General features: G+C 71.8%; 17 protein-coding genes. 4 read left to right on the top strand and 13 right to left on the bottom strand.

Annotated elements, in window-relative coordinates:
• The 6 genes from NJ376_RS10975 to NJ376_RS10950 form a co-directional block, all read right to left on the bottom strand.
• Positions 1-331, bottom strand: a 331-nt coding sequence (locus NJ376_RS10975) for an amidohydrolase family protein (protein WP_370288176.1), incomplete at its 3' end; no start/stop codon positions are given.
• A 252-nt stretch (positions 332-583) separates the two neighbouring features.
• The gene (locus tag NJ376_RS10970; RefSeq protein WP_252953294.1) at positions 584-1483 is read right to left on the bottom strand and encodes an MBL fold metallo-hydrolase; all 900 of its coding nucleotides are present in this window, start codon (positions 1481-1483) and stop codon (positions 584-586) included.
• Positions 1484-1836: 353 nt separating this feature from the next.
• Entirely contained in the window at positions 1837-2361 is a 525-nt protein-coding gene (locus tag NJ376_RS10965; RefSeq protein WP_252953292.1) for a GNAT family N-acetyltransferase, read from the bottom strand.
• A gap of 120 nt (positions 2362-2481) precedes the next feature.
• On the bottom strand, positions 2482-3678 hold the full coding sequence (locus NJ376_RS10960) for an amidase (protein WP_252953291.1): 1197 nt from the start codon (positions 3676-3678) through the stop codon (positions 2482-2484).
• Between the two features lie 546 nt (positions 3679-4224).
• Positions 4225-5592, bottom strand: coding sequence for an esterase-like activity of phytase family protein (locus NJ376_RS10955; protein ID WP_252953290.1), 1368 nt, complete (start codon positions 5590-5592; stop codon positions 4225-4227).
• 516 nt (positions 5593-6108) lie between these two features.
• Positions 6109-6279, bottom strand: a complete 171-nt coding sequence (locus NJ376_RS10950) for a hypothetical protein (RefSeq protein WP_252953289.1) — start codon at positions 6277-6279, stop codon at positions 6109-6111.
• 140 nt (positions 6280-6419) lie between these two features.
• Here NJ376_RS10950 and NJ376_RS10945 point away from each other — a divergent pair, with 140 nt between their 5' ends.
• The gene (locus tag NJ376_RS10945; RefSeq protein ID WP_252953299.1) at positions 6420-7223 is read left to right on the top strand and encodes a ferredoxin--NADP reductase; all 804 of its coding nucleotides are present in this window, start codon (positions 6420-6422) and stop codon (positions 7221-7223) included.
• A gap of 105 nt (positions 7224-7328) precedes the next feature.
• On the opposite strand, the gene NJ376_RS10940 is transcribed toward NJ376_RS10945, so the two are convergent.
• Positions 7329-8276, bottom strand: a complete 948-nt coding sequence (locus NJ376_RS10940; protein ID WP_305879975.1) for a tripartite tricarboxylate transporter substrate binding protein — start codon at positions 8274-8276, stop codon at positions 7329-7331.
• A gap of 62 nt (positions 8277-8338) precedes the next feature.
• Here NJ376_RS10940 and NJ376_RS10935 point away from each other — a divergent pair, with 62 nt between their 5' ends.
• Positions 8339-9313 (top strand): Gfo/Idh/MocA family protein, encoded by a 975-nt coding sequence (locus tag NJ376_RS10935; RefSeq protein WP_252953288.1) that lies wholly within the window; start codon positions 8339-8341, stop codon positions 9311-9313.
• A 108-nt stretch (positions 9314-9421) separates the two neighbouring features.
• Here NJ376_RS10935 and NJ376_RS10930 read toward each other — a convergent pair whose 3' ends face one another.
• Positions 9422-10108: a Fe2+-dependent dioxygenase gene (locus NJ376_RS10930; RefSeq protein ID WP_252953286.1), complete on the bottom strand. Its 687-nt coding sequence runs from the start codon at positions 10106-10108 to the stop codon at positions 9422-9424.
• A gap of 239 nt (positions 10109-10347) precedes the next feature.
• Positions 10348-12597: a TonB-dependent receptor gene (locus tag NJ376_RS10925; RefSeq protein ID WP_252953285.1), complete on the bottom strand. Its 2250-nt coding sequence runs from the start codon at positions 12595-12597 to the stop codon at positions 10348-10350.
• A gap of 349 nt (positions 12598-12946) precedes the next feature.
• On the opposite strand from NJ376_RS10925, the gene NJ376_RS10920 reads away from it, so the two are divergent.
• Positions 12947-14107, top strand: a complete 1161-nt coding sequence (locus NJ376_RS10920) for an alpha-hydroxy acid oxidase (protein ID WP_252953284.1) — start codon at positions 12947-12949, stop codon at positions 14105-14107.
• A gap of 121 nt (positions 14108-14228) precedes the next feature.
• Here NJ376_RS10920 and NJ376_RS10915 read toward each other — a convergent pair whose 3' ends face one another.
• The 4 genes from NJ376_RS10915 to NJ376_RS10900 form a co-directional block, all read right to left on the bottom strand.
• Positions 14229-15338, bottom strand: coding sequence for a glycosyltransferase family 4 protein (locus tag NJ376_RS10915; RefSeq protein ID WP_252953298.1), 1110 nt, complete (start codon positions 15336-15338; stop codon positions 14229-14231).
• Positions 15339-15406: 68 nt separating this feature from the next.
• Positions 15407-17062, bottom strand: coding sequence for a heparinase II/III family protein (locus tag NJ376_RS10910; RefSeq protein ID WP_252953282.1), 1656 nt, complete (start codon positions 17060-17062; stop codon positions 15407-15409).
• Positions 17062-17724, bottom strand: a complete 663-nt coding sequence (gene rpe / locus NJ376_RS10905; RefSeq protein ID WP_252953281.1) for a ribulose-phosphate 3-epimerase — start codon at positions 17722-17724, stop codon at positions 17062-17064. The genes NJ376_RS10910 and rpe overlap by 1 nt, the downstream gene beginning before the upstream one ends.
• Before the next feature lie 484 nt (positions 17725-18208).
• On the bottom strand, positions 18209-19345 hold the full coding sequence (locus tag NJ376_RS10900; protein WP_252953280.1) for a glycosyltransferase: 1137 nt from the start codon (positions 19343-19345) through the stop codon (positions 18209-18211).
• Positions 19346-19484: 139 nt separating this feature from the next.
• Here NJ376_RS10900 and hydA point away from each other — a divergent pair, with 139 nt between their 5' ends.
• A complete protein-coding gene (hydA, locus tag NJ376_RS10895) occupies positions 19485-20987 on the top strand; it encodes a dihydropyrimidinase (RefSeq protein ID WP_252953279.1) in 1503 nt (500 codons plus the stop codon).
• The last annotated feature ends 160 nt before the right edge of the window (positions 20988-21147 follow it).

The following is a 21147-nucleotide window of genomic DNA, read 5'->3' as shown; positions in this document are numbered from 1 at the left end:
GCGGCTCCGCCCACTGGCCGCGATAGAGGCTGTAGCGCAGGCCGCGCACCCTGGCGGCGGCGAGAGCCACCATGGTGGCCTCCTCCATGCCCGCATCGGCCTGGGCCACCACCACGAAGCGCGGGCCGAGCGCGGCGGCGGCGCGCAGCAGCGGCCCGGGATCGCCGCCCTGCACGCTGCCGGCGACGATCGCGCCGCCGGTGATGCCGAGCGCCGCGGCGGCCGCCCGGTACTCCGTCACCTCATAGGGCGGCGGGACGTGGCCGGCGTTGCCCGGCATCGGGACATCGCCCGGGAAGATGTGGAAATGCGCGTCGAAGATCCCGGTCATCGAGGTTCCCATCCTGTGTCCGGGCCGATCTTCGTGCTGCCGGCCTTCGGCCCGGCGCATGAATTCCGTCCTGCTGCGGCGCACCGCAAGCCCCGGCCATGCGGCGCTTTCCGTCAGGCTGGCGGCGAAGGCGCACTGTCCACTGACGCCGAGGCGCGCCGTCCGCACGACGCGGCGACACTCCGACAGAAGAGCCCAAAGCATGGCGTCGGCGAATGGCCGCCTTGAGTGCCTACCGCCAGGCCGCTCCGCCTATGGCTGGATCGCCTGGGTGTTCGCCCCGCGCAGCCCGCCCTTCAGCGTGACGGGAATGCGCATGTAGCGCACGCCATTCGCCTCTGCCGGCGGGAAGCGGCCGGCGCGCATGTTCACCTGGATGGAGGGCAGCAGCAGCAGGGGCGGCGCCAGCTTCGCATCCCGCGCTTCCCGCTGCGCGACGAATTGCTCCTCGGTCATGCCGTCATGCACATGCGGGTTGCGCGCCCGCTGCTCCGCCACCGTGCTTTCCCAGGCGAATTCCTCGCGGCCCGGCGCCTTGTAGTCGTGGCAGGTGAGGAGGCGCGTCTCCGGCGGCAGGGCGAGGAGGCGGCGGATGCTGTGCCAGAGCGTCCGCGCATCGCCGCCCGGGAAGTCGCAGCGGGCGGTGCCGTAATCCGGCATGAAGAGCGTGTCGCCGACGAAGGCCATGTCCTCCACCAGATAGGCGACGCAGGCCGGGGTGTGGCCGGGCACATGCAGCACCTTGAGGGTGAGGGTGCCGAGGGCGAATTCCTCCCCATCGGCGAAGAGCCGGTCGAAATCGCCGCCATCGGGCAGCACATCCTCGGCGCCGAAGACCGGACGGAAGATCGCCTGCACCTCCCGGATATGCTCGCCGATGCCGATGCGGGCGCCGGTCCGCGCCTTCACGTAGGGCGAGGCGGTGAGGTGGTCGGCATGGACATGGGTTTCCAGCACCCATTCCAGGCGGAGCCCTTCCTCCGCCGCCGCGGCGAGAACGGCATCGGCGCTTCGGGTATCCGCCTCGCCGCTGCGGTTGTCCCAGTCCAGTACCGGGTCGATGATCGCGCCGATGCGCGTCGCCTTGTCCCAGAGCAGGTAGGTGACGGTGTTGGTCGCCTGGTCGAAGAAGGCCCGCAATGCTGCCGCCATCAGCGCCTCCAACATAGGGGGATGAAAGCCCAGAGCGATGTCCGCTCAGGTGGCATCGCCTGATCGGATTTCTTGCCCTGGGAAATACAGTAACTGAAGCAGCTTATCTCCGACCTGATGGATCACGCCATGACCCATCAGGTCGCAGGCTGTTCTAGCAGATGCCGTCCGGTCCGGTGGCAAAACCTTGCGTTAAGCATGGGCAAGGCATGGCGCGTCATACCGGCCGCGTGAAATGCTGACCGCTGTCGGTCCATGGGGGCGGCCGGCATGCCCTTGATCTGGCGCGCAGCCGCCACGCGCAACCCTGCGCGATACCTGGCGCGGAACTTCGGGACTTTCCGGGCCGGGGATCAGTCCTGCGGCAGGTCCAGATCGCCCGCGCCGAGCGGGCGCTGCATGAGCACCAGGTCCAGCCAGCGGCCGAATTTCAGCCCCGCCGCCCGCATCACCCCAGCCTTGCGGAAGCCGAGCGAGACATGCAGGCCGATGGAGCCGACATTCTCGGAATCCCCGATCAGCGCGAAGATCTGGCGGAAGCCGGCGGCCTCGGCCCGCTTCAGCAGCTCCGCCACCAGCGCCTTGCCCACCCCCTGGCCGCGGACGTCGTTGCGGACATAGATGCTGTCCTCCGCGGCGAAGCGGAAGGCGGAGCGGTCGCGGAACTGGGTGTAGTAGGCGAAGCCGATGATGCCCTGGCCCGGCTCCTCCGCCACCAGCCAGGCCCAGCCCTCCCCTTGCACCTTCGCCAGCCGCGCGGCCATCTCCGCGGCGTGGGGCGGCACCTCCTCGAAGGTGCCGGTGCCGTGCAGCACATGGTGCGCGTAGATGGCGGTGATGGCGGGCAGGTCGGCAGGCTCGGCGTCGCGAATGGGCATGCTCGGGGTCCCTGCCGGCGATTCGTTCATTCCTTGGGTTCGCTGCTTCTAGGGGGAAGGGGGTGGCGGCTGCAACAATTCCGCCCCGCCCCGCCGTTCCCGCGGCCGGACGCGCCGGCCTCAGCCCGCCAGGTGCAGCGCGGCGGCGAGCCGCGTGGCCAGCGCCAGCAGCGCCCGGTCCCGCCCCGGCGCGGCCACCAGGGAGAGCCCGACCGGCGCGCCTTCCGCCAGCCCGGCCGGCAGCGTCACCTCCGGCAGGCCGGCCAGGCCGGCAATCGCCGTCACCCCCATGGTCAGCTCCCGCACGCTGTTCTGCTCCGCCTGGCTGACGGTGAGCTTCGGCGCCGGGACGGGGGAGGTGGGGTAGGCCAGCACCGCCCCGCCGGCCAGCAGGGCGCGTATCCGCGCCGCGAAGGGGCGGCGGAAGGCGCGGCCGGCGGCGGCCTTGGCCGGATCCATCTCCCGCGCCGCGGCGAAGCGCTCCCGCACCCCCGGGCCGAATTCCGGGTTGGTGGCGGCGATCCAGCTCCCGAGCGTGGCCCAGGCCTCCTCCGCCTGGGCGCAGCGGAAATGCTCATAGAGGGTGTTGAGCCCCTCCGGCACCAGGTTCACCGTGACGGCGGGGCCGAGCAGCCCTTCCAGCGCGGCCATCGCCGGGACCAGGGCGGCGGCGGTGGCGGGGATGGCGTTCACCCAGGGCTCGCTCGGCTTCAGCAGCGGGCCGGTGGCGGCGGGGAGGTCGTAGGGCAGCAGCACCTCGCCCACGCGCTCCAGCACCTCCGCCCGGGCGGCGAACCAGCCGGGCGTGTCGAAGGAGGGGCCGAGGCCGCAGGCGCCGGCGAGGCTGATGGCGCCCCAGCTCGGCCGGATGCCGAAGATGCCGCAATAGCTGGCCGGGATGCGGACCGAGCCGCCGGTATCCGAGCCGAGGGCGAAATCGGCCAGCCCCGCGGCGACGGCGGCGGCGGAGCCGCAGGAGGAGCCGCCGGGGAAACGGTCCGGCGCCTTCGGGTTCAGCGGCGTGCCATGCCAGATGTTCTCGCCGGTCAGCCCGTAGGCGAGCTCCACCGTCTTGGTCTTGCCGCGGAGGCTGGCGCCGGCCTGGAGCAGGGCGGTGACGATCGGGGCGGTGGCGGCGGCCGGCGGGTGGGTGCGGGCCCAATCCGGGTTGCCATAGGTCGTCGGGTGGCCGGCGATGTCGTAGAGATCCTTCACCGCGAAGCCGAGGCCGTGCAACGGCCCTGCCGCGGCGCCGGCGATGGCGAGGCGCGGCCCGGGGACGAAGGCGCCCACGGGATCTGGGCTGTGGTCGGACATCACGACTCCTCCGGCGCTGAGCCAACCGAAAGTGTCGCAAAGCCGCCGTCGCGGCAACCATGCGGCAGCATCATGACAAGATTCTTTGGGAAGCTTGCCGGGAACATTGCCATGGCGTGGCCGCGGCCGCCCGTGACGGGCCTGGAGCGCGGCTGGTCGAGGCCGGGATCGACCGCAACCGTGACCCATGCGGCCAGACGATGCGCGTGCGGGATGGATGAGCGAGGCCCGGTCGATCCGCGCCGGAGCGTGGTGCGGTTGAGGCTGGGCCGACCTCAACCGTCCATCGCGCGACCGGCTGTGCGAAGCCCGGCGGATCGCGTTCCAATTTCCAAGAGCAGGAAATCCGATCGGGTGATGTTGCCCGATCGGATATCGCTCTGGAGCCTGCTGCGTTCGCTTGCGCGCACGCAGCATGCTCCAGGCCGTTGTTTGCGAGCATCTTCACGCGTTCAGATGACTCCATCTGAACGCGATCTGCTCTGGATCTTACGTTTCCTGCAGCAAGACATCCGATCAGGTGATTCCGTCTGACCGGATATCGCCCTAGCGGGCGCGCAGCAATTCCGGCACGCGCAGCAGGATGAACTCGTTGTTGTCGGCCGCCGTCAGGCGGCGGCCGGCGCTGAAGGGCAGGTTGTTGTCGTTCGCCACGATGATGTGGTCGGCATCCACCACCGCCACATTCTCGATGGTGAAGAAGGGGAAGGTGAAGCGGTCATTCGGCACGGCGGCGCGGTCGCCATTGCCGCGGCTGAGGCCCTCGGGGTCGCGGATCGCCATCAGGTCGATATGGCCGATCTTGCGGACGAAGCCTTCCGAATCGGTGTCCTGCAGATCGACCAGATAGATGCGCTTGAGGCGGGCCGGCATCGGGAAGCAGGCGGGCGGGGTCTTGCCTTCCCCGCAGGCGAGGGAGGGGTCGCCCTCGCCGTCGTCGCGCTCGATGATCAGGGCGCGGCGGTCATCCAGCATGTTGAAGTCGCCGATGGAGACGCCGCCCTGCTCGAAGCGGTACTTCATCGTGCGGCCGGTCCATGCGCCGCGCGCCGTGTCGAATTCCAGGATGCGGAGGAAATTGCCCTCCGCCTGGCCATCGGCCCGGAAGAGCGGCTTTTCCAGCAGGGCGTAGAGGCGGCTGCCATCCGGGGATTGGGCCATGCCCTCATAGCCGCCGCTGCGCTGGGAGCGGAAGGCGACGGTGCCGGTGGGGCTGGCCGGGAGCTGCAGCGCCGGGTTGTCCGGGCTGCGGATCTCCTCCTCGCCGAGCTTCGTGGCGACGAGGCGCTGCACCCGGCCCTGCTGGTCCACCTTGATGAGGAAGGGGCCGAATTCCTCGCCGATCCAGAAGCCGTCGGCGACGGGCTGCAGGCTCTCCAGGTCGAGATCCGCGCCGGTGAGATAGCGGGTCGGCGTCGCCTCGGTGACGATCGGGAAGGGCAGCACCCGGTTCGGGTCGGAGAGGAAGATGGTGCGTTCCACCGTGACGGTGCCGGCGCGGAAATCCGGGCGGACCTTGTGGAACATCAGCAGCACGTCGGCGGAGTTGCGGCGGTTGCCGAAGCCGTTGTCGGTGAGGACCCAATAGGCACCGGGCTCGCCCGCCACCGGCTTGATACCGGAGAAGCCCTGGATGGGCTGGCCCTCGAAGGGCAGGGAGAGGCCGGTGGGGCGGCGGCCATGGGTGGCGCCGGTATCGCCCGGGATGGCGCCGCGCTGCTCGACGCGGAGATTGCCGGGGCCGGTGAAGCGGCCGGAGGTGGCGAAGCCTGGCGGGGCATCGGCGGGCGGCGGGGTGAAGCTCCCGGCGGGCAGGATGGCATGGCCCGCGAGGGTGGCTTCGAATCGCTGATCGGCCCGGGCGGTGCCGGCCACCGCGGCCAGCAGGCCGGCGGCGAGCAGGATGGTGCGCATGTCGCTCCCCTTGGGTGGATGGGCGGGGTCTAGCGGCGGTGCATGTCAGTGCCGTGTCGGGTCCGTGACGGCTGCGAGTCAGTGGGCCGGGGCGTTCGCGGCGGGCAGGGTGGCCCGGCGCCGGCCGCGGCGCGGCCATGGGAGCGTGGCCGGCGGTCCTCACGGGGCCTGCCGGACCGGCGCCGGCGGAGACGCGGCCATGGAAGGGCAGCCCGACGATCTTCCCTGGCCAGCCGGCCTGGCGACGCCGCCGGGGTGAGGGCCGGCCCGGCGGCTTTCCGGAGCCCGTCAGCCTGGCACCCCTTCCCACCGGGAAGGAGCCAGGAGACCGCGATGGCGCAAGCCGAGACGCCTACCAGCGTTGCCTCGCCTGCCTGAACCGGGCTTGGCGGGCCCGCGCGGCGTCCGGGGGGCTAGAGCGTTTTCGGTTCACATGCGTTCACCGAAAACGCTCTACGCCCTTGTTTGCAGAGCAGATTCACGCCTTCGGGCGACGCCGTCCTACAGCGATCTGCTCTAGCTTGCCTCGAACAGCGCCGACTTCACCGCCAGCGCCACCAGCGCGGCGGTGACCGCCGCGGCGGAGGGGCCGAGGGTGCGGGCCGCCCAGTAGGCGAAGCCGCCAGCGATCAGCGCCCAGGCGATGACCTCGTTCAACTCGAGGGGCGGCAGGTCGAAGAGGGGCATCAGAGCCTCCTGACGGTTCGAATTACTAAGCTGTAACTTAGTGTTCATGTCGCCGAATGCAAAGGGGAATCGCATGGCCGGTCCGCGCCTTATCCGGTTGCGGTTTCCACCGCGGTGCAGCATGTAACGCGGCCATGGACATGCACGCCCCGGCCCCGAAGCCCGCCATTCCCCCCGCCTTCTTCGGCGAGACCGTGACCTGGGTGCACCACTGGACGGACCGGCTGTTCTCCTTCCGCTGCACGCGGGACCCGGCGCTGCGCTTCGTGGCGGGGCAATTCGCCATGATCGGGCTGATGGTGAACGGCAAGCCGCTGGTCCGGGCCTATTCCATGGTCAGCCCGCCCTGGGATGAGGAGCTGGAATTCCTCTCCATCAAGGTGCAGGACGGCCCGCTCACCTCCCGCCTGCAGCACATTCAGCCGGGCGACACGGTGCTGATCGGCAAGAAGCCGACCGGCACGCTGCTGACGGAGAACCTGCTGCCGGGGAAGACGCTGTGGTTCCTCGCCACCGGCACCGGCCTCGCCCCCTTCATGTCGCTGATCCGCGAGCCAGAGGTGTACGAGAAGTATGAGCGCGTGGTGCTCTGCCACACGGTGCGCGAGGTGAAGGAGCTGGCCTATCGCGACACCATCTCGAAGGACCTGCCGGAGCACGAATTCCTCGGCGAGATGCTGCGCGGCAAGCTGATCTACTACCCCTCCGTGACGCGGGAGCCCTTTCCGGTGCAGGGGCGGATCACCACCCTGATCGAGAGCGGCAAGGTCTTCGCCGATCTCGGCCTGCCGGCGATCTCGCCGGAGCGGGACCGGGTGATGATCTGCGGCTCCGAGGCGCTGAACGCCGATGTCACCGCCATGCTGGAGGCCCGCGGCTTCGTCGAGGGCAACAACAGCAAGCCCGGCACCTATGTGGTGGAGAAGGCCTTCGTCACGAAGTAGCGGCTGAGGGCTCAGCCGCCGCCGGATCCCGCCGCGCCTGACCTGCCGGTTCGGAGCGGGGGCCGGGCGGAGGCGCCGGCGCCCCCCGGCCTCGCCTGCCGGGCGTCACTCCCGCCAGGGTTTCGCCTGCCACTGCGCCCGGAACCGCCCCTGCTGCGCCGCGATCTCCGCCGCGAAACCCGCCCCGTCCAGGTAGCGCAGCGGCATCGCCTGCCGCTCCGCCAAGCGGCGGAATTCCGGGTCCGCGGCGGCCGCCGCGATTTCCGCCGAAAGCCGCCGCAGCGCCTCCGCCGGCATGCCCGCCGGCGCCGCGAAGCCGCGCATGGAGCTCAGCACCACGTCGAAGCCCTGCTCCCGCAGGGTGGGCACATCGGGGGCGCCGGACCAACGCTCGGCCGCCATCTGGCCGAGGGCGCGGACCTGCCCGGCCTGCAGCTCCGCCACCGCATCCGTCATGCTGATGCCCGCCACCTGCAAATCTCCCTGCAGCAGCGCGGCGCGCATCGCCGCCGTGCCGCTATAGGCCACCGGCGTCAGCGTCACGCCCGCCTGCGCCTCCACCGCCAGCATCCCGAAATGCGCATAGGTGCCGATGCCGGTGGTGCCGAAGGAGACGGCGCCCGGCTGCCGCTTCGCCGCGGCGATCAGGTCGGCCAGGCTGTGGAAGCGGCTATCGGCGCGGACGAAGACGCCGCCCACATCATCCACCAGATTGGCGATGGCGGTGAGCTGCTCCACCGCGTATTGCGCCCGCCGCTCGATCGGGATGGTGACGAGGTTGGGCAGGGTGACGACGCCGATCGTATAGCCCTCCGGCGCGGCGCGGGCGAGGGCGGCGAAGCCGATCTCGCCCCCGGCGCCGGCGCGGTTCACGATGACGAAGGGCTGGCCCAGCCTTCCTTCCAGCCAGCGGCCCAGGCTGCGCGCGGCGATATCGGCGCCGCCGCCGGGGCCGAAGGGGACGATGATGGTGACCGGGCGCTCCGGCCAGGCGGCCAGGGCGGGCGGCGCGGCCAGGCAGGCGAGCAGCAGCAGGGCCAGGATGCGGCGCATTCCTGTCCGTCTCCTCCGTTTTGCAGCTAGCCTATCAGCCGGAACGGGGAAGGGAACGCGCCATGGTCACCGCGGGCATCATCGGCACCGGCTGGTGGGGGCAGGAGCTGCTGAAATCGGCGCGCGGCAGCGACGCCATCCGCTTCGTCCACGGGATGAGCCGCCATGCGGAGTCGGGCGCGCCGGTGGCGGCCGCCCATGGGCTGCGCTTCTCCACCAGCCTGGAGGCGATGCTGACGGACCGGGAGGTGCAGGCGGTGGTCATCGCCACCCCGCACCGCTCCCACCGCGCGCTGATCGAGGCGGTGGCGGCGCGCGGCCTGCCGGTGTTCTGCGAGAAGCCGCTGACCCTGACGCGGGCGGATGCCGTGGCGGCGGTCGCCGCCTGCCAGGCGGCGGGCGTGCCGCTCGCGGTCGGCCATAATCGCCGCTTCCTGCCGAGCCTTGCCATCATGCAACGCATCCTGGCGGAGGGGCGGCTGGGGACGCTGCTGCATATCGAGGGGCATTCGAGCAACGAGAATTCCTCCCGCAATTTCGCTCCCTGGCGGGCGGACCCGGAGGAATCCCCGGCCGGCGGCATGACCGGCACCGGGGTGCATGTGATCGACGCCTTCACCGCCCTGGTCGGGCCGGCGAAGCGCGTCTCCACGCTGCATGTGGTGCGGAAGCCGCCGCCGGGGCCGCTGGACAGCCTTTCGGTCCTGCTGGAATTCGCCTGCGGCATCTCCGGGACGCTGGCCATGGTCCGGGCCACGCCGCGGGTCTGGCGGCTGCACCTGTTCGGCGAGCGCGGCAGCGTGGAGGCGGTGAGCGAGACGGAGGTGGTGCTGCGCGAGAGCGGGCGGGAGCCGGAGCGCATCGCGGCGCCCGAAGTGGACACGCTGCGCGCCGAGCTGGAGGCCTTCGCCGCCGCCGCGGCAGGGCGCGCGCCCTACCCCCTGCCGCTCGACCAGGCGGTGGCGAACGTCGCCGCCTTCGAGGCGATCGTGCAATCCCTCGCCCAGGGCGGTGCCCCCGTGGAGGTGGCAGGTTAGCCCCGGCACCGCGACAGCAAGCTCAGGGCGGGGTCCGGGGCCAAGCCTTGGCCCCGGCGGGAGTGCAGAGGGCAGCGCCCTCTGCCGGGGCAGGGGGCGGAGCCCCTACTACATCTCCGCCCAGCGCCGCAGCAGGTTGTGGTAGCTCGCCGTCAGCGCCAGCACGCTCGGGTGGTCGTCCGGCAGGGCCTGGCGCAGGCCGATGATCGCCATGTCCATGTCGTAGAGGAAGGCGCGCTGGCCGTCATCCTTCACCATGGACTGGGTCCAGAAGAAGCAGCCCCAGCGGCTGCCGCGGGTGATCTCGTTCACCCGGTGCAGGCTGGTGGCGGGATAGACCACCATGTCGCCGGCCGGCAGCTTCACCGCGTGGGTGCCGTAGGTGTCCTCCACCACCAGCTCGCCGCCGTCATAATCCTCGGGGTCGGTGAGGAAGAGGGTGGAGGAGACATCGGCCCGCATGCGGAAGCCGTTGGTGCCGGGGACGTAGCGGATGGCGTTGTCCACATGCGCGCCGAATTTCATGCCTGTGTCGTAGCGGTTGAACATCGGCGGATAGACGCGCAGCGGCAGCGCGGCGGAGGAGAAGAGTGGCGTACGGCCGAGGGCGCGGAGGATGAGGTCGCCCAGCTCCCGGCTGGCCGGGCCGTTCTCCGGGACCTGCAGGTTCAGCTTGGCCTTGGCGGATTGCTCGCCGGCGGTCTGCCGGCCATCGACCCAGGCCGCGGCTTCCAGCATGCGGCGGCAATGGGCCACCTCCTCCCGCGTCAGCACCTGGCGGATCTGGACGAGCATGGGCGGGCTCCTGCGGTTGGACGCGGCCGCGCCGGCCGCGCCCCGGGCGGCGGCCCGGTCATGGGCCGCCCGGTTATCTCTCCCCGCCGCGCCCGGATGGAAAGGGGCGCGGCGGGGGGAGGGCAGGCCGCGCCGCCAGGGGGACGGCGCGGCTGGTATGTCCTTCAGCCTGGCGCGCCGCCACATCAGGCCCGCGCGCGATACCCGGCTCGGAAAGCAGGGACTTTCCGCGCCAGGTCTCAGTAGACGAAGGAGAGGCTGGCGATGAAGGTCCGCCCGGCCGAGGGATTGACCCGGTTGGCGAACAGGTTGTCGTAGTTCAGCTCATTCGTCAGGTTGTAGGCGTTCAGCGAGGCGCGCCACTGCTTGCGATCCCCGAAATTATGAGAGAGCAACGCATCCAGGGTGAAGTTGGACGGCACTTCCGCGGTGTTGGCGGGGTTGATGAAGACCTGGCTGCGCCAGGTGATGCCGCCGCCCAGGGTGAACTGGTAGGGCGTGTCCCGCAGGAACTCATAGGTGGTCCAGAGCGAGGCGGCGTGGCGCGGCACGAACTGCACCCGCCGGCCGGTGACACCCGCCGTCTGGGAGCGTGTCGTCTCGCTGTCCATGTAGGTGTAGTTGGCGTTGATCATCCAGTCATTGGTGATCAGGCCGGTCACGCCCAACTCGACGCCCTGGTTGCGCTGCTGGTCGCCGGACTGGGTGACGTCGCCGGTTGCCGGATCAGTCATGAGGGCGTTGCCCTTCTCGATCCGGTAGAGCGCGCCGTAGAGGCCGAGGCGGTTGTTCAGTACGCCGATCTTGGCGCCGATCTCGTAGCTGGTGATCCGCTCCGGCTCCAGCGGGCTGGTGCCGGTGAAGGTGGCGGGCTGGGTGGTGATGAAGGAGCCGGGCGGGCTGGAGGAGGTGGCGTAGGAGAAGTAGTAGGTCTGGTTCGGCGTCGGCTCCCACACCAGGCTCGCCCGCGGATCGGCGAAGGTGTTGTTGGAGGAAAGCTTGGTGAAGGCCGCGGCCGCGGTGCCGTCCGTGCCGTAGGTCTTGTAGGTGATGTCGTAGTTGCTGACGCGGACGCCGCCGATGACGGAAAGCTGGGGCGTCAGCCAGAAGCGCTCGGTCAGGAAGAAGCCCAGGTGGCGCTGCTGGGTCTCGCGGTTGGCGGCGCCGGTGCCGGGCACGATGCCGATACCGGCGGCGGAGTGGCTGGGGTTGAACAGGCTGACCGGGCTGCGGGTCGAGGAGAAGGCGAAGCCGGTGCGCTCGTCATTCTGGATCCAGGCATCGAGGCCGAGGGTCGCCTCATGCCGGAAGGGGCCGGTGGTGAAGCGCGCGACCGCCGTGGTCACGTTCTGCAGCCCCCAGGTCTCCTGGTGGAAGGGGCCGGGGCCGGAGGCGGTGGCCAGGGCGGCCCTGGGGTTGGGGCCGAACAGGGTCTGGGTGCAGAGGGTGGGCGTGGTGGTCGGGCAGCTCGGCGCCGTCGCCCCGAAATCGCGCGTGATGTAGGAGAAGCGGGTGTCGTTGTAGAGGGTGAGCCAGTCCGTCGCCTCATGCTTCAGGCGGGCCGTCACCCGGTCCACCACCACGTCGTCGCGGTTGAGGTCCGTGCCATACCAGTTCTGCCGTGGCACGCCGAACTCCGTCACCGGCCGGCCGATGCTGCTGCCGGGTGGCGTCACCACCGGCACGCCGTAATCCGGCGTCCGGTTGTCCTGGAAATGCATGTACTCCACGGACAGGGTGGTGTTGGTGCCGAGGCCGAAGGCGATGGAGGGGGCGATGGCCCAGCGGCCGGAATCGACATTGTCGCGGTCGACCGTGCGGTTGTAGTGCGCCATGGCGTTCAGGCGCACCGCGGTGGTCTCGTTGACCTGCTGGTTGATGTCGATGGTGCCGCGGTAGAGCGAACTCATCCCGATGGAGAAGCTGCCGGCATAGAAGCTGCCGAGCTGCGGCGTGCGGGTGATGACGTTGATGACGCCGCCGACGGTGTTCTGGCCGAAGGTGGTGGCCGAGGGGCCCTTCAGCACCGTCACGCTGTCGTAGTTGAAGGCGTCGCGGGTGTAGGTGCCGAAGTCGCGCAGCCCGTCCACATAGACGTCGTTCTGCGAGGTGAAGCCGCGGATGCGGAACTGGTCGCCGTTGACGCCGCCATTGCCCTCGCCGATCGAGGCGGTGATGCCGGGGACGTTGCGCAGCGCCTGGTCCAGCGTGGTGACGTTCTGCTGCTCCAGGATCTCGCGCGGGACGACGTTCATCGTCTGCGGGGTTTCCTGGATGGTGCCCGGCATGCGCGGGTTGCCGGTGCCGCGGCGCAGGACGTTGGCCGGTTCCTGGCCCTCGATCTCGAGCTGCGGCAGGCGGAGGGCCGGGGCTTCCGGCGCCGGCGCGGCTGGCGTCTGGGCCTGTGCGGTTCCCTGCACCGCCAGGGCCAGCCCGAGGGCCAGCGCGGCCTGGGAGGCGCTACCAAGCAACTCAGTGCGTCTTGTCATTCCGTCCCTCACACCCTGCAACTGCGAGTCACTCTTAGTTGCAGGGGGGCGATGGGGCAATCTGCCTCGGGCGCTGCGCGGCCGTCTGCCAGGACCCAGGCAGGCAGTCCCGCAACCGATGTGGCAGAATTGCCACGACGGCTGCGGCCGGCCGGGACAGGACTCGCGCCCGCGCAGCAGGATGGCGGCTTCAGGATCCCCGGAGACGCGATGGCTGAAAAGCGTGTATCGCGCAGCACGGCCCGGCGCGGAAGGCAGGACGGTCGCCGACGCATCCCGGCCGGCACGCGCCGGCGGGCGGGGCCGCCGGGCCGGGCCCGGGCTGCCAGGACAGGGAGAGCCTCGCCGCATGTACGCATCCCCGCCCATCCCCCCGGGCACCGTCGCGCTCGAGGATTACGAGCAGGCGGCACGCCGGCGGATCGCGCCCGAGGCCTGGGCCTATATCGCCGGCGGCAGCGCCGATGAGCTGACGCTGGCCGCCAACCGCGCAGCCTTCAGGCGGCTGCGACTGCGGAACCGGGTGCTGGCCGAGATGACGGGCGCCCATACGCGGCTGAGCCTGTTCGGCCAGGAGCTGGCCTTCCCCATCCTGATGGCGCCGGTCGCCTTCCAGCGCCTGGTGCATCCCGACGGGGAGAAGGCCATGGCGTTCGGCGCCGCGGCGGTGGGTGCCGGCATGGTCGTCAGTACCCAGGCGAGCCAGAGCCTGGAGGACATCGCCGGGGTGGCCAGGACGCAGGGCGCGCAGGCGCCGCTTTGGTTCCAGCTCTACATCCAGCATGATCGCGGCTTCACCGAGGCGCTGATCCGCCGCGCCGAGGCGGCGGGCTACCAGGCGCTGGTCGTCACCGTCGATGCCCCGGTGAGCCTGCGCAACACCGAGCAGCGGGCCGGCTTCCGCCTGCCGGCGGGGATCGAGCCGGTCAATCTGCGGGGCATGGCGCCGCCGCCGCCGAATCGCGCCGGCCCGGCCGAGAGCGAGGTGTTCCAAGGCCTGCTGGACGGGGCGCCGAGCTGGCGGGACATCGGCTGGCTGCGCGGGCTGACGCGGCTGCCGGTGCTGCTGAAGGGCATCATGGCGCCGGAGGATGCGGCGCGGGCGGTGGCCGAAGGGGTGGACGGAATCATCGTCTCCAACCATGGCGGGCGGGCGCTGGACACGCTGCCGGCGAGCATCGAGGCGCTGCCCCTGGTGGCCGAGGCGGTGGCGGGAAGGGTGCCGGTGCTGATGGATGGCGGCATCCGGCGCGGGACGGATGTGCTGCAGGCGCTGGCGCTCGGCGCGCGGGCGGTGCTGGTCGGGCGGCCCTGCGTCTACGGGCTGGCGGTGGGCGGGCCGGTGGGCGTGATCCATGTGCTGAAGATCCTGCGCACCGAACTGGAGATCGCCATGGCGCTGACCGGGCGGGCGCGGCTGGAGCAGATCGACCGGACGGTGTTCTGGGAGGAGCAGGGGGCTCCGGCAGGGGGCTCTGCCCCCTGCACCCCGCCCCGGACCCCGGTGTGAGTCTGCGGGTTCAAACCTCGGGTCTGAAACGCGCACCGGGGCCCGGGGCCAGGACCGGGCCCCGGCGGAGGTGCAGGAGGTAGCGCCTCCTGCCGGGGTTTGGGGGCAGCGCCCCGAATTCTCACAACCCCAGCAAATCCAGCGTCCGCCCCACCACCTTCGCCTCGTCGAAGCGCTCCACCGCCCGGGCCCGGCCGGCCGCGCCCATGCGGGCGCGCAGCGCCGCATCGCTCGCCAGGCGCTGCAGCGCCGCGGCCAGCGGCGCGACCGTCATGGGCGGTACCAGGAAGCCGGTCTCGTCCTCCACCACCATCTCCCGCGGGCCGCGGATGTCGGTCGCCACCACGGGCAGGCCGCAGAGCATGCCCTCGATGACCGACATCGGCAGGCCCTCGAAATGCGAGGGCAGGGTGAAGACATCGGCGGCCGCCAGCACCCGCGCCACGTCGTGCCGGTAGCCGAGCCGGCGGAAGCGCCGCCCCAGCACCGCCTCGGCCCGGGCGAAGGCGGGGTCGAGGTCCTCGCCATGGTCGGAGGCAAGGCGCTCGCCCACCACCCAGAGCGTGGCGTCCGGCACCTGCTCCATCGCCGCCAGCAGCTCCGGATAGCCCTTGTGGCGGACGAGGCGGGAGACGGCGACGATGACGCATTCCGCCGCCGCCGCGCCCAGCTCCGCCCGCACCGCGGCGCGGGCCGCCGCATCCGGGCGGAAGACCGCGGGATCGCGGCCGTTCAGCACGGCGGTGGCGCGCGGGTGGATGCCGAGGCGGATTGCGTCGCCGGCCTCCTCCGCGCTGACGGTCAGGTAGGTGTCGGTGATGCGCCCGGCCACCCATTCCAGCCCGAAGGACAGCTTGCGGCGCCACCAGGGGCCGGGCTGGTTGAAGAGGAAGCCGTGGCAGGTATAGGCGATGTGCGGCACGCCCACGGATTTCGCCGCCGCGCGGGCCAGCAGCCCGCTGATCGGCATATGCGCATGCACCAGGTCGAAGCGCTCCCGCGCGAACACCTCCCGCAGTGCCGCCAGGCAGCGCGCCTGGGTCAGCGGGTTCAGGCTGCGCGCCATCGGCACGGGGATGACGCGGAAGCCCTCGCTGCGCGGCAGGTCCAGCAGCGGGCCTTCGGCGCAGAGCCCCACCACCTCATGCCCCCGCGCCCGGGCGCCGCGCATCAGCGGCAACAGGAAATGGCGGAGGGAGAAATCGACATTGGTGATTTCGGCGATCTTCAGCGGGGCGGCCATGCCGCCCCCTTACGGCCTCGGCGCCCCGGCCGGAAGGGCGCGCCAGGCGCCCCGGCTCAGCCTGCCGGCGGTGCCTCGCCCGCCCCCACGCGGCTGATCGCCCATTGGATGGTGTCCTCCCCGGCCTCCGCCTGCAGGAGGACCTGGCTGGTCCGCCGCGCCTCGGTGCCGAGATAGACGCTGTCCTCGATGGCCAGCCGCGCCCCCTTGGCGCGCAGCCGCCAGCCCTGGCCGGAGGGCAGGCGCAGCAGCACCGCGCTCTCGTCCTGCTGCAGGCTGGCGACCACGGCCGGGTGCAGGTGGAAGCGCAGCACGAAGGCCGGCAGGGGCGCGCCGCCCTCGCTCACCTCCAGCGTGTCCTCCCCGCGCAGATCGTCGCCGGTCTCCGCCAGGTACAGCCGGCGGCGATGCAGCGCGCCGAAGGGCTTGCGCCAGCCATCATGGCTGGCCTCCAGCCACTGCGCGCCATTCGCCTCGTGCCGGTCGGCCTCGACGCGCTCCGGCCGGCGGCCCAGCCCCTCGTCGCGCAGCTCGCTGCTGTTGGTATCTGCCAGCACCAGGGTGGAATGCGCGGCGGAGGCGCGCAGCGCGTCGCGCCATTCGGCCTCGGCCGCCGGGGCGGCGCCGCAATTCACCACCAGCCGGTCGCGGCCCACCGACATCTCGAAGGCCAGCGTCCCGGCATGGCTGGTGCGGTCGGCACCGCGGGGCAGGCCGGTGGGGCCATCCTTGGCGCGGCCCGGCGGCGGCGCGCCGGCATCGGCGATGACGACGGTGCGGCCGGCCTGCAGCCGGTGGAACCCCGTCTCCTCCAGCAGCAGCGGCGCCCGGCCGCGCGCCTGGCCCTGGGTGAGGACGAGATCGACCAGCCCCGCCCCATCCTCCCGCGTGCCGTTGAAATGGGCGAGGCCGCCATCGCCATGGCGGAACAGCCTGAGCGCCTGGCCGGCGCGCTCCAGCACCGTGGCCAGCAGGGGCGGGGCGTTGATGCCGGCGCCGTGCAGCAGGTTGCGGATCTCGATCAGGTCCTGCAGCGCCAGCAGGAGCTGGGCGGGGGAGCGCTCCACCTGCCCGCCATCGGGGTGGAATTGCCGGTCCAGCTCGCCCGGCAGGAAGCGCAGCGCCCGCTGCATCCAGGACTCTTCCTCGAGCGCGACGGCGGCGGCGATGGCGCCCTTCAGCGTCACCAGCGCGCCGCGATGCATCGCCTCTGCCGGCAGGGCGGCGACCACGCCGCGGGCATCCTGCGCCAGGCGCACCAGCAGCTTGCGGCGGAACCCGTCCTCGGCCGTCGCGGCGAAGAAATCCCAGTGGCCGAGCCAGGCGGAGACCCGGGCGGCCGCCACTTCCGGCGCCTGGGCCAGCGGCTCCTGCGCGCCGCGCAGCAGCCAGTCCTCCGCCAGGTCGCGGCCGCGCATCCGGGCGGGGTCGGTGCCGAGGGCGCGGAGGTCGCGCAGCCAGGCGAAGCCATGCGCCGCGGCGCGCCAGGCGACGGGGCCGGAGGCGGCGTCCCATCCCTCCGCCGGGTCGCCGGAGACCGGGTCGAGGCGCCGCGTGGTGCCGAGCCATTCGAACTCGCCGCGCAGCAGCTTCGCGCCGCGGGCGGCATCGCCAGGCCAGAGGTCGCGGAAGGCCCGCGCCGGGGCGTCCGGCACCTTCACCGGCTTGAGGCCGGAGAGGAACCGCCTGGTGCCGCGCAGCAGGTCCCGCATCAGCCCTGCCCTCGGAGGGCGGCGATGGCGGCGGCGTAGTCCGGCTTGCCGAAGACGGCGGTGCCGGCGACCAGCACATCGGCCCCCGCCTCGATGCAGTGCGGCGCCGTCTCGGCGGTGACGCCGCCATCCACCTGCAGGGCGATCTCCCGGCCCGAGGCGTCGATCATCGCCCGCAGCGTGGCGATCTTGACGAGCTGGGAGGGCAGGAAGGCCTGGCCACCGAAGCCCGGATTGACCGACATGACGAGGATAAGGTCGGTGAGGTCCAGCACATGCTCGACGGCGCTGACCGGCGTCGCCGGGTTCAGCACCACCCCGGCCTTCTTGCCGAGCGCCCGGATGGATTGCAGCGAGCGGTGCAGATGCGGCCCGGCTTCCGGATGCAGGCTGATGATGTCGGCGCCCGCCTCGGCGAAGGCCGGGATGTAGGGGTCGGCCGGGCTGATCATCAGGTGGACGTCGAAGGGGATGCTGGCGTGCTGGCGCAGCGCCTTCACCACCACCGGGCCGAAGCTGATATTGGGGACGAAATGGCCGTCCATGATGTCCAGATGCAGCCAGTCCGCGCCGGCGGCGGCGGCGGCACGGGCTTCCTCGCCGAGGCGGGCGAAATCGGCGGCGAGCAGGGAGGGGGCGATTCGAACCGGACGGGCGGGCATTTGTAAGGGTTCTAGCGGCCGGGGGAGCGGGGCGGCAAGGCAGGGCGACTGCAACGGTCGTGCCAGGGGCAGCGCAGGCGGAGACCGGTGGTTGAGAAACCCGCGACAGGTTGTCGGCAGACTTTAGGCCGGCGCCGGCCCATAAAATTTCACGCGAATAAAAGACACTTGATTCAGTGGGTTGCCGTCATGGCCTGGATCCTGCCGCCCCTGCCGACGCCGTGCCGGTGCCGGCCAGGAAGGGAGGTTCGGGCCATGCCCGCCTTCCTCGCCCATGGCTTGCTGACGGCTGTTTTCCTCGGCGCTCGCCGGTGGCCGCCCTGGCAGCGCCGACCCACAGCAGCACCGTCACGTCGGTCGGCAATTTCGGCTCGCCCGGCAATGCCAACCACGTCACTGCCCATGAGGTGCAGGCCGGCCAGGACGACGCCTATCTCCATGTCCGCGTCCTGATGGTCGGGCCGGAGGCCGCCACGGCCCCCCTTCACCCTGGCTCGGTGCGCAGGCGCAGGACCTCGCCCGCCGCGCCCAGCCGGTAGCGCCGCCCGGCCCAGGCGATCTCCCGCCCCCCGGCGCTGCCCAGCCAGGCGGCCAGGTGCAGCAGCGCGGCAGGCGGGCCGAGCCAGGGCTGCCAGGCCGGGACCCGCGCCGCCTCCCCGGGCGGCAGCACCCGGGCGGCAATGCGCCGGCGCAGCCAGCCCCGCCCCGCCTGCAGCAGCAGCGCCGCCGGGAAGGCTGCCCAGTGTCCGCCCAGAAGCGCGGCGCCTGCGCCCAGCACCGGCAGCCCGGCCGCCAGCCCGGCCAGCGCCCAGGCGCGCGGCAGGTGCAGCCGCAGCAGCCGGTATTGCCGGATGCCGAAGCGCAGCGTGGAGGCGGCATCGCCCGCCACCTCGCCCGGCGGGCGGACCGTCAGCGGGGCGTAGATCACCATGCCGAGGCGCCGTGCCGCGCGCGTCAGGGTCAGGTCGTCAGAAATCGCGCGGTCCCAGAGCCGGGGCAGGTCCAGCCGTGCCAGGGCGTCGGCGCGGATCGCCGTCGCCCCGCCCCAACAGATGTTGCAGGCGGCGCAGCGCGGCAGGGTGCCGATGCCGGCATCGACCAGCGCCAGGCTTTGCGCCGCCCAGCCTGCGCCCGGTGCGGCCAGGGTCCAGCGATAGCCGGAGGCGATCTCCGCCTGCCCGGCCAGCACCGGGCGGAGCAGGGCGCGCAGCAGGCCGGGGGGCGGAGCGGTGTCGGCATCCAGCGTCACCAGCGCCGCATCGCCGGGCCGCAGGGCGGGCAGGGCGGCGAGGAGGTTCTGCAGCTTCTGCCCGCGCCGCGCCGCGGGGCCGGCCAGGACCAGGGCGCTCCGCCCCGGCAGGGCGGCGCGCAGCAGGGGCACGGCCGGGTCGACCTGCGATTCCACGGCGAAGACGACGCGGAATTCGGGCCAGTCCTGCGCCGCCAGCCCGGCCAGGAAGCGCGGCAGCCCCTCGGCACCGCGCACCGGCACCACCACCAGCACCGGCGGCTCGGCCGTCGGCTGGGGCTGGGGGCGGCGCAGCAGGTGCAGGGTCCAGGCACAGCCCAGCAGCGCCAGCGCGCCACCGGCCAGCCAGGCCGCGACCAGGAGCGCACCCATCATTGCCATGCCGGGCAGAATGCCGGGACGCGGCGCGCTTGCCCAGGGCGGGGGGCTCCCCAACGCCCTGGCGCGCCGGTTGCATCCATGGCGCAATCAGCGCCGCAATCGGGCGCGGCGCAAAGCGAGGAACGCAGCCATGGCGGAATATGATCTGGCGGTGCGGGGCGGCGTGGTCGCCACCGGCTTCGGCACCACGCGCTGCGACATCGGCATCAAGGGCGGCCGCATCGTGGCGCTGGCGGAGCGCATCACCGATGCCGAGTCCATCCTCGATGCCGGCGGGCTGCTGGTGCTGCCCGGCGGCGTGGACACCCATTGCCATATCGAGGAGCCGGCGCGCGGCGGCTACACCAGCGCGCAGGAGGGCGCGCCGCCGCCCGAGGTGACGGTGCAGGAGGAGAGCTTCGTCTCCGCCAGCACCTCGGCCTTCGCCGGCGGCACCACCTCCGTGGTGTGCTTCGTGCCGCAATGGAAGGGCGAGGGCCTGCTGCCGCGCCTGGCGGATTATGAGCAGCGCGCCGCCCGCGGCATGCTGGACTACAGCTTCCATCAGATCATCGCCGACCCCTTCCCCGGCGTGCTGGAGGAGGAGGTGCCGCAGATCGTGGCGAAGGGCATCCGCAGCCTGAAGGTCTTCCTGACCTATGAACCGCTGCATCTGAGCGATGAGCAATACCTGCGGGTGCTGATCGCGGCGCGGCGGCATGGCTGCCTCGTCACCGTCCATTGCGAGAATTACGCGGCGATCAACTGGCGGACCGAGGCGCTGCTCAAGGCCGGCCTGACCGCGCCGAAATACCATGCCTGGTCCCGCCCGCCGGTGGTGGAGCGGGAGGCGACGCACCGCGCCATCGCCCTGGCCGAGCTGGTGGACCAGCCGATCCAGGTCTTCCATGTGAGCTGCGCCGAGGCGGCGGAGGAGATCGCCCGCGCCCAGCACCGCGGGGTGAAGGTCTGGGGCGAGACCTGCCCGCAATACCTGGCCCTGACCGCCGAGGACATGGACCGGAGCAGTCCGGAACATGGGGGCTTCGCCGGCGCCGCCTTCATGTGCAGCCCCTCGCCGCGCAGCCGGGAGGAGCAGGCGAAGGTGTGGGAGATGATCCGGCGCGGCACGCTGGATGTCGTCTCCTCCGACCATTGCGGCTTCTCCATGGGCAAGCCCGGGGCGGGCAAGCAGGCGAGCGGTCGTGATGCCGCCTTCCGCGACATCCCGAACGGCATCCCGGGCCTCGCCGCGCGGCTGCCCATCCTGTTCTCGGAGGGCGTCTCCAAGGGGCGGATCGGGCTCGATGAATTCGTCCGGCTGACGGCGAGCAACCCGGCGCGGCTGATGGGGCTGCCGGGCAAGGGGGCGATCGCCGTGGGGGCCGATGCCGACCTCGCCCTGTGGGACCCCGCCAAGAAGGTGGTGCTGACCAATGCGCTGATGCAGCACGCCATCGACTACACCCCCTATGAGGGGTTGGAGGTGACGGGGTGGCCGGTGGCGACGTTGCGGCGCGGCGCGGTGGTGATGCGGGACGGCGTGGTGCAGGCGGAACCCGGCACGGGCCGCTTCCTGCCGCGCCCGCCCTATGCATACATTCGTCCGCATGGGGTGCTGGCGAATGGCTTCGACGCCGCCCCGCCCCTATAGAGCGTGATCGGTTGAGGCCGAATCGACCGAAACCGTGAATCACGCGACCAGACAACGAGTCGGAGCAGGGATGGCTGAGCGACGCTCAAGAACGATCCCGCTCCAGCTGCAGCAGAGGAGCGGCGTTGCGCGTCCCGCGGCAGCGCACCCTCTCATGAGG

It is taken from the genome of Siccirubricoccus soli, from assembly GCF_024178315.1.
Taxonomy (GTDB): domain Bacteria; phylum Pseudomonadota; class Alphaproteobacteria; order Acetobacterales; family Acetobacteraceae; genus Siccirubricoccus; species Siccirubricoccus soli.
This window is presented reverse-complemented; position numbering and strand designations above follow the sequence as displayed.